The sequence below is a fragment of the Rhodanobacter thiooxydans genome (assembly GCF_021545845.1).
Taxonomy (GTDB): Bacteria; Pseudomonadota; Gammaproteobacteria; order Xanthomonadales; family Rhodanobacteraceae; genus Rhodanobacter.
This window is the reverse complement of sequence record NZ_CP088923.1, coordinates 2,967,008-2,980,371: the sequence shown is the minus strand read 5'-3', so window position 1 is coordinate 2,980,371 and position 13,364 is coordinate 2,967,008. Positions and strand designations below refer to the sequence as shown.

Below are 13,364 nucleotides of genomic sequence, written 5' to 3'. Positions count from 1 at the left end.
TCGTTCAGCCGCGCTGCTTCGCCAGCGCCCACGCCACGTGCTCGCGCACGATCGCCGACGAGTGATCGGCGCGGGCTTCGAGCGCCTCGATCGCCGCAGCCGACTTCGGCGCGTTGCCCAGCGCCACCGCGATGTTGCGCAGCCAGCCTTCGTAGCCGGTGCGGCGGATCGCCATGCCTTCGGTGCGCTTGAGGAATTCGCCCTCGCTCCACGCGAACAACTCGACCAGCTTCGCGCCGTCCAGGCTGTGCCGCGGCGCGAAGTCCGGCTCGGTGGCGACCTGCGCGAACTTGTTCCACGGGCAGACCAGCTGGCAGTCGTCGCAACCGAAGATGCGGTTGCCCATCGGCGTGCGCAGCTCTTCGGGAATGCTGCCCTTCAGCTCGATCGTGAGGTACGAGATGCAGCGTTTGGCGTCGAGCTGGTATGGCCCGGTGATCGCCTGGGTCGGGCACACCTCGATGCAGCGCGTGCACGTGCCGCAGTGCGCGCTGGCCGGTTCGTCCAGCGGCAGCGGCAGGTCGGTGTACAGCTCGCCGAGGAAGAAGTACGAGCCGGCATGGCGGTTGATCAGCACGGTGTGCTTGCCGATCCAGCCCAGCCCCGCGTTGCGCGCCAGCGCCTTCTCCAGCACCGGCGCGGAATCGACGTAGGCGCGATAGCCGAAGTCGCCGACCACGCCGTGGATGCGCTCGGCCAGCTTCTGCAGGCGGCCGCGCATCAGCTTGTGGTAGTCGCGCCCCAGCGCGTAGCGCGACACGTAGCCGGCCTCGGCATCGTCCAGCACGTCCCAGGCGTTCGCGGTACCGGGTGGGATGTAGTCCATGCGTACCGAGATCACGCGCTGCGTGCCTGGTTCCAGCTCGGCCGGGCGGGTGCGTCTGGTGCCGTGGCGGGCCATGTATTCCATCTCGCCGTGATGGCCGCCGTCGAGCCAGCGCTGCAGATGCTGTTCGTCTTCGCCGAGGTCGATGTCACTGATGGCGGCATCGGCAAAGCCCAGCTCGATCGCCCAGCGCTTGATGTCGCGGGCGAGCGTGGCGTAGTCGGGTGAGGCGGATGAAGCAGGGTCGGGCATCCGCCTATTGTAGAGGCGGTGCATGCCTATAATCCGCGCATGCCCGCCCACCCGTACAGCCGCAATCTGCATACCGTCGAACAGTTGCGCGTGATGGAGCGCGCGGCGCTGGCGGCGCTGGGCATTTCCGGCCACGGGCTGATGCGCCGTGCGGCCAGCACCGCGCTGAACAGCCTGCGCCGGCATTGGCCGCAACTGCAGCACATCTGCATCCACTGCGGCCCCGGCAACAACGGCGGCGACGGTTTCCTGCTCGGCGTGCTGGCGCGCGAGGCCGGGTTGCGGGTCGAGCTGGTGACGTTGACGGCCGCTTCGCACGGCGACGCTGCGGCGGCGCGTGCGGCGTGGGAGTCGGCTGGCGGGCGAGTGCGGTTGTGGGATGTGCACAGCGAGTTGCCCGACGCCGAGCTGCACGTCGATGCGCTGTACGGCATCGGCCTCAATCGCGCGCCGGAACTGGCAGCGGCGCGGCTGATCGAGGCGATCAACGACAGCGGCCACCCGGTGCTGGCGCTGGACGTGCCCAGCGGGCTCGATGCGGATACCGGCAACTGTCCCGGCGCGGCGATTCGCGCGGACGTCACGGTGACCTTCATCGCCGGCAAGCGCGGGCTGCATACCGGGCGTGCGGCCGACCAGGCCGGTGCGCTCGAGCTGGCCACCCTGGGCGTGCCGGATAGCGTGTACGTCGATGCGCTGCCCGATGCGCAGCTGCTGGTCGCCGAGGCCTTGCCGCCGCGTGCCCGCTACGCGAACAAGGGCAACTACGGCCACGTGCTGGTGATCGGCGGCGAGCACGGCATGGCCGGCGCGGTGCGCCTGGCCGGCGAGTCGGCGCTGCGTGCCGGCGCCGGCCTGGTCAGCGTGGCGACCCGGGCCGGACATGTGTCGGCACTGAACGCCGCACGGCCGGAGCTGATGGCGCACGGCGTCGACGGGCCACAGGCGCTGCTGCCGCTGCTCGAACGGGCCAGCGTGCTGGCGCTGGGGCCGGGCCTGGGGCAGGCCGCCTGGGGCCATGCGCTGTGGCTCACCGCGCTGGATGCGGGCAAACCGCTGGTGCTCGATGCCGATGGGCTGAACCTGCTTGCGCGCGAGCCGCGCCGCTTCGGCGCACCGACGGTGCTGACGCCGCATCCCGGCGAGGCGGCGCGACTGCTCGGGGTGGCCGCCGCCAGCGTGGAGCGGGACCGTTTCGCCGCCGCGCGCGAACTGGCGCGGCGTCACGATGCGGTCGTCGTGCTGAAGGGCGCCGGCAGCCTGATCGCCGATTCGGATGGACGTCTGGACGTCTGTCCGTGGGGCAACCCGGGCATGGCCTCGGGCGGCATGGGCGACCTGCTCACCGGCATCGTGGCGGGCCTGCTGGCGCAGGGTTGCAGCGCATGGCAGGCCGCCTGCCTTGGCACGGGCCTGCATGCGCGGGCCGGCGATCGCGCCGCGCAGCAGGGCGAGCGCGGCTTGCTGGCCAGCGACCTGCTGGCTCATCTGCGGGCACTCGGCAACGGCATGACGGGCTATGAGCGTGAGCATGATTGAGCCAACCGATACCGACCTGGCCTGCGCGTTGCCGGACGAGGCGGCCACGGCATCGCTGGCTGCGCGTCTGGCCGGCGTGCTGGAGGAGGGCATGGTGGTGTACCTGCACGGCCCACTGGGCGCCGGCAAGACCAGCTTCGCGCGCGCGCTGCTGACCGCGCTGGGGGTAGGCGAGCGGGTCAAGAGCCCCACCTACAGCCTGATCGAGGGTTATGCGACGCGGGACCGCCCGGCCTGGCACCTGGACCTGTACCGGATCGCCGGCCCCGGCGAGCTGGAGTGGCTGGGCCTCGATGCGTTGGCCGAGCCGAGCGCGCTGGTGCTGGTGGAGTGGCCCGAACGTGGCGCCGGCGCCCTGCCGGCGGCGGACCTCGAAGTGCGCCTGGGCTACGCCGGCCAAGGTCGCCACGCGTCGCTGCGTGCGCTGACCGCACGCGGCAAACGGTGGCTGGCGCGGCTGGCCAAGTACTGATTTCCTTTGAGAATTGCTGGCTTGGCGATTGTGGCGAGCAGCTGTCCGGCGGGCGCGGTTTGCGGTCCATAACTTGATACGACCTGATGAAAGGTCTGCAGGTCATGGATATTCAAGGGAAAACTATCTTGCATTCGGCGCCTGGCTGCGTTTCAATGCGGCCCATGCGGGCCAACCTGAACAAGCTGGGTGGATTCGTCGCCGCCGCGATCCTGGCGGCCGCGCCGCTGTGCGCGGCCCAGGCGGCGGATCTGAAGGCTGCGCGGGTCTGGGCCGGCCCCGAATACACCCGCGTGGTGCTGGATGCCACCGGCCCGCTGCATTACACGATCAGCCAGAAGGACGGCCAGGTCGTGGTCGACCTGAGCGAAAGCCGGGTAGCTCACGGGTTTTCCGATCCGGCCGCGCAGGGTCTGTACCGAGGCATGAGCCATACCCGTATCGGCGACAACCTGCAGCTGACCGCCAGGGTTGCTCCGGCCAGCCGGCTGAAAACCTTCGAGCTGAAGCCGGCCAGCGGTTCGAACTACCGCCTGGTGCTGGACCTGTATCCCGCCCGCGAGGGTACCGATACTGGTGTGGCCAGCGCGCCCGCGGCCACGCCCAAGGCCGCTCCGGCGAAGGTCATCGCGGCGCCCGCGCCATCGCAGTACAGCAACCCCACGCACAGCCGCCGGGTCGCGGCCGAGCATGCGGCGGCCCTGCTCAACGGCCAGCGCCAGGTGGTGGTGGCGATCGACGCCGGCCACGGCGGCAAGGACCCCGGTTCGCACGGCCCCGGCGGCACGCTGGAGAAGAACGTCACCCTGGCGGTGGCGCGCGAACTGGCGGCGCAGATCAATCGCCAGCCCGGCATGAAGGCGGTACTGACCCGCAGCAGCGACTTCTTCATCCCGCTGGCGCAGCGTTACCGGATCGCCCGCGAGCACAATGCGGACCTGTTCGTGTCGATCCATGCCGATGCCTTCACCCGCGACGACGCCAGGGGCTCGTCGGTGTGGGTGCTGTCGCCGCGCGGCAAAACCAGCGAGGCGGCGCGCTGGCTGGCCGACCGCGAGAACCGCGCCGACCTGATCGGCGGCACCACGCTGGATGACAAGGATGACAGCCTGGCCAAGGTGCTGCTGGACATGCAGCAGGGCTGGGCGATGCAGGCCAGCGACGTGGTCGCCGGCAACGTGCTGAAGGCGTTGTCCCAGCTCGGGCCGCCCCACCGCGGCTATGTCGAGCGCGCGAACTTCGTGGTGCTGCGCTCGCCCGACGTGCCGTCGATCCTGGTCGAGACCGCGTTCATCAGCAATCCGGCCGAGGAGCGCAAGCTGCGCGACCCGACACACCAGAAGCGGCTGGCCGAAGCGGTGATGGGCGGCGTGCGGAATTATTTCGAATCCACGCCGCCGCCCGGCACCTGGTTCGCGGCCGAGGCGGCGCGCCGCAATGGCGTGCAGCTGGCGTCCGCTGCCGGGTCCGGCGACGGCGAGGCGGTGGCGTCGGCCGATCGGTCTGCGCCTCGCGCGCAGGCGGCTGCGCACGACGTGCACAAGGTCGGGCGCGGCGAGAGCCTGAGCAGCATCGCCAAGCAGTATGGCGTGAGCGTAGGCGCGCTGAAAAACGCGAACCAGATCAACAGCAACACGGTCCGCGCCGGCACCACGCTGACCATTCCCGCCGGCTGATCCCGGCGCCGTCGGCGGCCTGGCGGACGTTCGCTGCTAAAGTTCGCGGATGACCGTCATCCGCCCGCTTCCCCCCGAGCTCATCAACCAGATCGCCGCCGGCGAGGTGATCGAGCGCCCGTCCTCGGTGGTCAAGGAGCTGGTCGAGAACAGCCTCGACGCCGGCGCCGCGCGCGTCGAGGTGGAGATCGAGGCCGGCGGCGCGCGGCTGATCCGCGTGCGCGACGACGGCGACGGCATCCATGCCGACGAACTGCCGCTGGCGGTCGCCTCGCATGCGACCAGCAAGATCGGCAGCTTCGACGACCTGGAACACGTCGCCAGCATGGGCTTCCGCGGCGAGGCATTGGCTTCGGTGTCGTCGGTGGCGCGCTTTGCATTGACCTCGCGTGCACGCGGCCAGGACGCCGCGTTCCGCATCGAGGTGGACGGCGGCAGGCTGCAGACGGCGCGCCCGGCGCAGCATCCGCAGGGCACCAGCGTCGAGGTGCGCGACCTGTTCTACAACGTGCCGGCGCGCAAGAAGTTCATGCGCGCCGAGCGCACCGAGTTCGCGCACATCGACGACCTGCTGAAATCGCTGGCGCTGGCGCGAAGCACGGTGGAATTCCGGCTCAGCCACAACGGCAAGCCGGTGCGCATCTGGAAGGCGGCGCGCGATGAGCAGGCGCAGTTGCAGCGGGTGGCCGAGGTGCTGGGCGAGGATTTCCCCGCGCAGAGCCTGCGCATCGACCACGCCGCGGCGGGCCTGCACCTGTCCGGCTGGGTCGGCCTGCCCACCGCGTCGCGGGCGCAGGCCGATGCGCAGTATTTCTACGTCAACGGCCGGCTGGTGCGCGACCGCATCGTCGCCCACGCGGTGCGCCAGGCCTACGCCGACGTGCTGTTCCACGGCCGCTACGCCGCCTTCGTGCTGTACCTGGAACTCGATCCGGCGGGGGTCGACGTGAACGTGCACCCGGCCAAGCACGAGGTGCGCTTCCGCGAGCAGCGGCTGGTGCACGATTTTCTGTTTCGCACCCTGCACGAGGTGCTGGCGCAGACGCGCGCGGGGCAGGTGGCGTCGTCCGCGCAGGCGGAGGACGGCCATCTGCGCCTGGCTGCCACCAGTGCCTCGGCGCCGCCCGCCACGCCGGTCGTCGCCGCGTCGTCGGCATGGCTCGGCCGCGCCGGGCAGAGCCGGCTGGCGCTGGGCGTGCGCGATGCGCCGCTGGCCGACTACGCCGCGCTGCTGGGTGAGTCGCCGCGCGCGGCGGCGGGCGTGCCGATGCCGGCAGCCGACGACGCCGAATCGCCGCCGCTGGGCTATGCCATCGCGCAGCTGAAGAACATCTATGTGCTGGCCGAAAATGCGCAAGGCCTGGTGCTGGTCGACATGCACGCGGCGCACGAGCGGATCACCTACGAGAAGCTGAAGTCCGGCCGCGCCTGCAGCAACTTGCGCTCGCAGCTGCTGCTGGTGCCGCTGTCGATCGCGGTCAGCGCGAAGGAAGCGGCGGCCGCCGAGGAGCATGCCGAAGCCTTGGCCGAGTGGGGCCTTGAGTTGTCGCGCAGCGGCCCGGCGACGATCGTGGTGCGACGTATCCCCGCGCTGCTGGAAGGCGCCGACGTGGCCCAGCTCAGCCGCGACGTGCTATCCGAACTGGCTCAGCACGGCAGCTCGCGCCGTCTGCAGGAACTGGAGAACGAACTGCTCTCCACCATGGCCTGCCATGGCTCGGTGCGTGCAGGACGCCGCCTGACGCTTCCGGAGATGAACGCGCTGCTGCGCGAGATGGAGGCGACCGAACGCTCCGGACAATGCAATCATGGACGTCCGACCTGGGTCCAGCTGGGCCTGGCCGAACTCGACAAATTGTTCATGCGCGGCCGTTGACGCGTCAAAAAGTTTCTGGGGGGAGATGTTGATGATACGTACCAGTCTGTTTGTTGCCGCCGCCATCCTGGGAGTCACCACCGTGCAAGCCACCGACATCGACAGTTACAAGCACAGCATCGAGCAGTGGCAGGCCGGTCGCGTCGCGCGGCTGACCGCGCCGGACGGCTGGCTGAGCCTGGTCGGGCTGGAATGGCTGAAGCAGGGCGCGAACCGCGTCGGCAGCGCCGCCGGCAACGACATCGTGCTGGGCGTCGGACCCGCGCATCTGGGCGTGGTCACGCTGGAGCGCGATGGCAGCATGCGCATCGCGCTGGACCAGCACAGCGGGGCCACGATCGACGGCAAGGCCGTTGCCGAAGCGCCGCTGGTGGACGACGCGCACGTTGCCGGCGACGCCGCCCCGACGCGGGTGGCATTCGGCAGCGCGAGCTTCTACGTAATCGACCGCGACGGCCGCAAGGGGCTGCGGGTGAAAGATACGGAAGCACCGTCGCGCAAGCACTTCGCTGGCGTCGACGCGTTTGCGATCGACCCGTCGTGGCGGATCGAGGCGACCTGGGTGCCGGCGCCGCCCGGCGAAACACTGGAGATGGGCACGGTCATCGGCACCATCGACAGGTACCCGGTGCCGGGCAAGCTCGAGTTCAGCCGCGACGGCAAGCATTTCGAGATCCTGCCGGTGATCGAGGAAGCGGGTGCCGCGCAGTACTTCATCGTGTTCGCCGATCGCACCAGCGGCAAGGAAACCTATGGTGCCGCGCGCTTCCTGTACATCGACCCGCCGCAGGACGGCAAGGTCGTGCTGGATTTCAACAAGGCCTACAACCCGCCGTGCGCGTTCACGTCGTTCGCCACCTGTCCGCTGGCGCCGCCGGAAAACCGGCTGGACCTGCGCGTGACCGCCGGCGAGAAGAAGTACGCCGGCGCGCATTGACCGTCGGCGGCGGGCGCCGTTCCCCGATTGCCGGAAGCGGTCAGGCGCCTTTGAACACCGCCTTGCGCTTTTCCAGGAACGCGCCGGTGCCTTCACGCATGTCCGCGGTGGAGAACACCAGCGCGAAACCCTGTGTCTCGAATTCCAGGCCCTGGTCGATGGCGTTCTCGCCACCTTGCAGCACAGCATCGAGGATGCCGGCGGCAGCCAGCGGCGCGGCGGCGGCGAGCTGGTCGGCCAGCGTGTTCACGGTTTCGTCCAGCGCCTCGGGCGCCACCACGCGATTGACGATGCCCAGCTCGTACGCACGCTGCGCACCGATCGGCGCGCCGGTCAGGCACAGCTCCAGCGCGGCGCCGCGGCCGGCCAGGCGCAGCAGGCGCTGGGTGCCGCCGAAGCCGGGGATCAGGCCGAGGTTGATCTCCGGCTGGCCGAGCTTCGCCTTCTCGCTGGCCACGCGCAGGTGGCAGGCCATCGCCAGCTCCATGCCGCCACCCAGTGCGAAGCCCTGGATGCGCGCGATCACCGGCTTGCCGAGCCGCTCGATCGACGCCATCAGGCGCTGCCCGGCGCGCGAGAAGCCTCGCGCCTGCACCGGCGTATAACCGCTCATCTCGGCGATGTCGGCACCGGCGACAAACGCCTTCTCGCCGGCGCCGGTCAGCACCACCACGCGCACCGCGTCGTCCTGCGCGGCTTGCGCGAACACCAGGCTCAGCTCGTTGAGCGTGTCGCGGTTCAGCGCGTTGAGCTTGTCTGGTCGGTTGACCACGATGGTGCGGACGGCGCCGCGGTTGCTGATTTCCAGATTGCGATAGGCCATGGATCGGCTCCTGATGGGTGCAGGTCCGCGATGGTAGCAGCGGGAACCTTTGCCGCCGCAGGGTTTCTCAAGCCACGAGCGCCGTCGCTGCACGAATCGCGCGAACCGCTTAGGATGATTCATCAGGATCGACTGTCCGATAGGGAAAGGCCCGGTGGAGAAAGGCATCACACATCTGCATTGCGGGTTGCTCGGCGCAGCGCTGTTGCTGGGCGGTGCGGCCCATGCGCAGAGTGCCGCGTCGTCGCTGGCGACCAAGCCGGACAAGGCCAAGCTGTCGTACGCGATCGGCTACCAGATCGGCAGCCAGTTCGCCGACGGCAAGCCCGACGTGGAGATCCCGGTGCTGGTGCAGGCGATCCAGGATGCCTACGCCAAGCGCCGTCCCAGCGTGTCGCTGCAAGACATGCACCAGCAGCTGCAGCGGCTCGACCAGCAGATGCATGCCGATGCGCTGGGCGAGTTCAAGCGGGTCGCCGCCGCCAACGCGCGCAAGAGCGTGCAGTACATGGCGCAGAACAGGCAGCGCCCCGGCGTCGTGCAGCTGCCGTCGGGCATCCAGTACGCGGTGCTCAGCGCGGGCAGCGGCACGGTCAGCCCCACGGTAACCAGCACGGTCACCGTGAACTACCGCGGCATGCTGGTGGACGGTACCGAATTCGACAGCACCTGGGCGCACGGCGCGCCGGTCAGCTTCACCGTCGACAAGGTGATCCGCGGCTGGCAGGACGTGATCCCGCGCATGCACGTGGGCGATCGCTGGAAGGTGGTGATCCCGCCGCAACTGGCGTACGGCGAAACCGGCGCGCTGCCGCGGATCGGCCCGAACGAGGCATTGGTGTTCGAGATCGAACTGCTCGCGATCAAGCCTGATTCCGGCCAGCCGTAGCTGCCTCGGTGGTAGCATGGCGGGGCATGTCGAACGCCGCCGATTCTGCCGCCATCTCTCCCTTGACGCCCTGCATCGGCATCTGTCGCCTGGATGCGCACGGTTACTGCGTCGGCTGTCGCCGCACCGGCGAGGAAATCGGGCGCTGGCGGGGCATGAGCGACGCCGAACGGCTGCGCCTGATGCGCGACGTGCTGCCGCTGCGACCGTCGCCATGATCGACGAACTGGTGGCCGCCCTGCGGCCCTTGTCGGCGCCGCCGACCGGGCCGGGGTGGAACCACGCCGACATGACCGAGCTGCTCGGCAGCAGCCTGCGCCTGCCGGCTGCGGTGCTGGTGGGTTTTCGCGAAGGCGTGCAGCCGCGGCTGGTGCTCACCGTGCGTACCGACCACCTGCAGGCGCACGCCGGCCAGGTGGCGTTTCCCGGCGGGCGCAGCGACCCCTGCGACGGCGACGCGCTGGCCACCGCGTTGCGCGAGAGCGAGGAAGAGATCGGTCTCGATCGCGCGCTGGTGACGCCGCTGGGCTATCTCGACCGCTTCGAGACGATCAGCGGCTACTGCATCACGCCGGTGGTGGCGCGGATCGCCGCCGAAGCCCGGCTGTATCCGGCGCCGGACGAGGTGGCCGAGGTGTTCGAGGTGCCGCTGGCGTTCCTGCTGGAGCCGGCGAACCTGCGTCGCTATACGATGGATTTCCGCGGCCACTCGCGGCCGATGGTGGAATTCGTCCACGGTGGCCACCGCATCTGGGGCGCCACCGCCGCGATGCTGTACAACCTGCTCGAGAGGATGGGACGGACATGACACTGAAGACCACCCTGATCGACGTCGCCGCGCTGGCCGCGTTGCCGGCAAACGAGGTGCTGGTCGTCGATTGCCGCGTCGACCTGGCCGACCGCACGCAGGGCGAACGCCAGTACCTCGCCGGGCACATTCCCGGCGCCGTGTTCGCCGATCTGGAACGCGACCTGTCCGACATGTCGCGTGTGCCCGAGGGGCTGGGCCGGCATCCGCTGCCGTCGTCGGCGGCGTTCGGCGCCGTGCTCGGCCGCTGGGGCTGGACGCCGGGGCTGCAGGTGGTGTGCTACGACGCCGGGCCGGGCGCGCTGGCGGCCGCCCGCCTGTGGTGGCTGTTGCGGTTGGCCGGCGTACGTGCAGCGGCCGTGCTCGATGGCGGCTTTGCGGCTTGGCAGGCGGCCGGGCAACCGCTGGAAACGGCCGTTCAGCCACGCGCGTCGACCGAGGTGACGCTGACCTACGATGCGCGACAGGTGATCGTCGATCACGCCGCCCTGCATGCCGCGCCCGCGCCGCTGCTGATCGACGCCCGCGCCGCCGCGCGCTACCGCGGCGACCTCGAGCCGCTGGACCGCGCCGCCGGCCACGTGCCGGGTGCACGCAACCGGCCCTACATGGACAATCTGCTTGCCGACGGCCACTTCAAGACCCCGGCGCAGCTGCGCGAGGAATTCGCCGCGGTACTGGGCGACACGCCGCCCGCGCAGGTCGTGCACATGTGCGGCTCCGGTGTCACCGCCTGCTACAACCTGCTGGCGATGGAACACGCTGGCCTCACCGGCTCGCGGCTGTACGCACCCTCTTGGAGCGGCTGGGTCAGCGACCCGTCGCGGCCGGTGGCGGAAGGCTGACAGGCAGGAGCGCGACCTTTCCACAAGGGACTTCCTTCGGTCGTGCGCAATGCTCTTGGTTCCGATCGGCATCAGAGCATCGCGCACAGGGTGCGCTCCTACAGCACATTCATTTCTTCTCTTTGAGTCGCGCGACCAGTTGCTGCAGCGTGGCCTGTGTCTGCGGGTGGAAGAACGCGTCGACGAAATCCTCCAGCGGCAGCGCATCCGGGTCGGCGTACGCTGCGGCTAGGTCGGCCCGCGCGAGGGTTCGCGTGGCCAGCATGGCGTGCGAGGGCAGGGCCAGCAGGTCGCCCAGCCAGCGGATCGCGCGGGTCGCGACCTGGTCGACGCCGGTGAGTTCGTCGACGAAGCCGCAGGCCAGTGCCTCGGCGGACTCGAGCATCGCGCCGACCACCAGCAGCCGCTCGGCACGATAGGTGCCGACCACGCGGCGCAGCGCGAGCTGGATCGCCTCGGGCACGATCAACCCGACCTGCACCTCGTTGAGGCCGATCCGGTACGGCCCTTCGGCCATCACGCGGTAGTCGCAGAACAGCGCCAGCACCGCACCGCCGGCCGGGCTGTGGCCGGTGACCGCGGCCACCAGCGGCATCGGTGCGCGCGCCAGCCTGCCGCACAGCGCGAAGAACTCGCGCCAGTACTCGCGCACGCCGGCGCGATCGCGCTGGATCAGCGCCGGCACGTCGACGCCGGCGGAAAACAACCCCGGCGCACCGGACAGCACGATACCGCGCACGCCGTCCCGCACGGCTTCGTCGAGGGCGGCGTGCAGCGCGCGCAGCAGATCCAGGTTCAGCGCGTTGACCGGCGGGCGGGCAAGCTGGATCTCGCGGATGCCGTTGTCGTGGTTGGTCAGGTTGAGCATGGGAACTCCAGTCGGTAGTTATTGCGGTTGTTCGTCGGCGGTCCACTGGTAGCGCACCGCGTAATCCAGTACGGCCTTGCCGCTGGCCGGCACGTCGACGCGGAATTCCAGCGTGTCCGGTGTCTGCGCGCTCGGCTTGCTGCTGGAGGAGACCAGCGTCCACTGGCGCCAGCGGCCGGGATGCTCGCGCACGGTCACCGTGCGCGCGCTGTCGTCGGCGTTGGTGAGGGTGATGCGGAACGCCTCGTCCAGTGTGCGGCCGGCCTTGTCGACGTGGAAGGCGGTACGCTCGCGCGTCGCGCGCAGGTCGAACGCGGTGCCCAGGGTGATGGTGGCGTCGCCGCCTTTCGGGGTGTCCTCGATGCGGCCTTCGCCGATGAACTGCGGCGTGCCGTTCCTGTCGGCGCTGAGCACGCGCAGGTAGCCGGCCGGCAGGCTGTCGAATGCTTTCAATTTCAGCGTGCTGACGATGGCGTTGCCGCCGCCGGGGTTGAAGTCGCGCTCCAGGATCGGCCGTGGCGGCAGGTAGCGGTTGCCGTTCTCGTACAGTGCGGTGCGCTCGCAGTCCAGCGTGTGGTCGGCGTACAGTGGCACCTGGCTGACGCTGGCGTCGGGCAGCTCGACCGTGCCGGGCAGGGTGTAGCTGCGGTAGTCGCCGAGGCTGTCCTGCTGCGGCAAACCGCCGGCGACCATGTCCTGCGGCCCGTAGCCGCGCGCCATCGACACCATCGGCCGCGGTGCCGAAGCCTTGGCCATGTTTGGCTGGCCGGCGATCAGGGTGAGCTGTGCATCGTGCCAGTCGCGGCCGCTGCGGTTGGCGATGCTGGCGCGCGACTCGAACCGCATGCGGCAGGCCGCGCCGGGCTGCAGCGTGGCCACGTACGCGGCGCGCCAGCCGAGGCCGGAGGTGGGGTAGCTGAGCACCGCGCGGGTCTGGCCGCTGCGCGCGGCGTCCACGCGCAGGCTGAGGCTGGAGCCGAGCGGGAAGTCGCCTTGGGCACTGCGCACGGCGGCGTAGTCGCGCACCAGCGTGGTACCGTTGGCGCCGCGCACCAGCAGGCCGTTGCCCGCACGCAGCAGGGTGCCGCTGGCCAGCGCTTCGCCGCTGCTGCCGAGCACGCTCACCTCGCGCCCGAGCAGGCCGCTCAGCGCCGCGTCCGCACCTTGCGCCAGCAGCAGGCGCTGCGAGATCACCTTGGCGTTGCCGTCGGGAAAGCCCAGCGCCAGCGCCTCGGCGTCGAGCGCGTTCGGCAGGTCGCCAATCACCACGTCGTGGGTACCGGCGACGAGGCTCAGCGAACGCTGCTCGCGCACCACCGCATAGCCTTCGTCGACCTCGCCGTCGCCATGGCTGGCGTACAGCGCGGGGCTGTCACTGCGGTACAGGGTGAGTGCCGTGGTATCAGCGGCGCGTGCCGTCGATGCGCCGGCGAGCGCGGCGAGACAGGCGAGGGCCAAGGCGGGGCGATGTGCTGTCGTCATCAGGCGCATTCCATCGTGGGAACCGGACCGCCATCATAGCGACGGCAACTGCTCGCCGTGCACCGATGACG

The 13,364-nt window shown here is 70.1% G+C and carries 11 protein-coding genes and 1 pseudogene; 8 read left to right on the top strand and 4 right to left on the bottom strand.

Features of this window, described 5'->3' with window-relative positions; all coding sequences use genetic code 11:
• Positions 1-4: 4 nt before the first annotated feature.
• Positions 5-1,102: a tRNA epoxyqueuosine(34) reductase QueG gene (gene queG / locus LRK53_RS13485; protein WP_235642307.1), complete on the bottom strand. Its 1,098-nt coding sequence runs from the start codon at positions 1,100-1,102 to the stop codon at positions 5-7.
• A 15-nt stretch (positions 1,103-1,117) separates the two neighbouring features.
• Here queG and LRK53_RS13480 point away from each other — a divergent pair, with 15 nt between their 5' ends.
• From LRK53_RS13480 to LRK53_RS13460, 5 genes are all read left to right on the top strand, one after another.
• The gene (locus LRK53_RS13480) at positions 1,118-2,617 is read left to right on the top strand and encodes a bifunctional ADP-dependent NAD(P)H-hydrate dehydratase/NAD(P)H-hydrate epimerase (protein ID WP_027493913.1); all 1,500 of its coding nucleotides are present in this window, start codon (positions 1,118-1,120) and stop codon (positions 2,615-2,617) included.
• Positions 2,610-3,089 carry a tRNA (adenosine(37)-N6)-threonylcarbamoyltransferase complex ATPase subunit type 1 TsaE gene (gene tsaE / locus LRK53_RS13475; RefSeq protein WP_235642305.1) on the top strand — a complete coding sequence of 160 codons (480 nt, stop codon included), beginning with the start codon at positions 2,610-2,612 and terminating at the stop codon, positions 3,087-3,089. The genes LRK53_RS13480 and tsaE overlap by 8 nt, the downstream gene beginning before the upstream one ends.
• Before the next feature lie 164 nt (positions 3,090-3,253).
• Positions 3,254-4,765, top strand: a complete 1,512-nt coding sequence (locus LRK53_RS13470) for an N-acetylmuramoyl-L-alanine amidase (protein ID WP_027493911.1) — start codon at positions 3,254-3,256, stop codon at positions 4,763-4,765.
• 49 nt (positions 4,766-4,814) lie between these two features.
• Positions 4,815-6,641 carry a DNA mismatch repair endonuclease MutL gene (gene mutL, locus LRK53_RS13465; RefSeq protein WP_027493910.1) on the top strand — a complete coding sequence of 609 codons (1,827 nt, stop codon included), beginning with the start codon at positions 4,815-4,817 and terminating at the stop codon, positions 6,639-6,641.
• A 31-nt stretch (positions 6,642-6,672) separates the two neighbouring features.
• A complete protein-coding gene (locus LRK53_RS13460) occupies positions 6,673-7,578 on the top strand; it encodes a DUF1684 domain-containing protein (RefSeq protein ID WP_027493909.1) in 906 nt (301 codons plus the stop codon).
• Positions 7,579-7,618: 40 nt separating this feature from the next.
• Here the strand turns inward: LRK53_RS13460 and LRK53_RS13455 are convergent, their stop codons facing one another.
• Entirely contained in the window at positions 7,619-8,401 is a 783-nt protein-coding gene (locus tag LRK53_RS13455; RefSeq protein ID WP_027493908.1) for an enoyl-CoA hydratase/isomerase family protein, read from the bottom strand.
• Between the two features lie 154 nt (positions 8,402-8,555).
• On the opposite strand from LRK53_RS13455, the gene bamJ reads away from it, so the two are divergent.
• From bamJ to LRK53_RS13440, 3 genes and pseudogenes are all read left to right on the top strand, one after another.
• Positions 8,556-9,290 carry a BamJ family beta-barrel-assembly machinery protein gene (bamJ, locus tag LRK53_RS13450; RefSeq protein ID WP_051257652.1) on the top strand — a complete coding sequence of 245 codons (735 nt, stop codon included), beginning with the start codon at positions 8,556-8,558 and terminating at the stop codon, positions 9,288-9,290.
• Positions 9,291-9,316: 26 nt separating this feature from the next.
• Positions 9,317-10,098, top strand: a pseudogene (locus LRK53_RS13445) (NUDIX hydrolase).
• The gene (locus LRK53_RS13440) at positions 10,095-10,943 is read left to right on the top strand and encodes a sulfurtransferase (RefSeq protein WP_235642297.1); all 849 of its coding nucleotides are present in this window, start codon (positions 10,095-10,097) and stop codon (positions 10,941-10,943) included. Before LRK53_RS13445 ends, LRK53_RS13440 begins: the two are co-directional and overlap by 4 nt.
• A 109-nt stretch (positions 10,944-11,052) precedes the next feature.
• On the opposite strand, the gene LRK53_RS13435 is transcribed toward LRK53_RS13440, so the two are convergent.
• Positions 11,053-11,811 (bottom strand): enoyl-CoA hydratase/isomerase family protein, encoded by a 759-nt coding sequence (locus tag LRK53_RS13435; RefSeq protein WP_027491308.1) that lies wholly within the window; start codon positions 11,809-11,811, stop codon positions 11,053-11,055.
• An 18-nt stretch (positions 11,812-11,829) separates the two neighbouring features.
• Entirely contained in the window at positions 11,830-13,293 is a 1,464-nt protein-coding gene (locus LRK53_RS13430) for a DUF4139 domain-containing protein (protein WP_027491309.1), read from the bottom strand.
• Between the last annotated feature and the right edge of the window lie 71 nt (positions 13,294-13,364).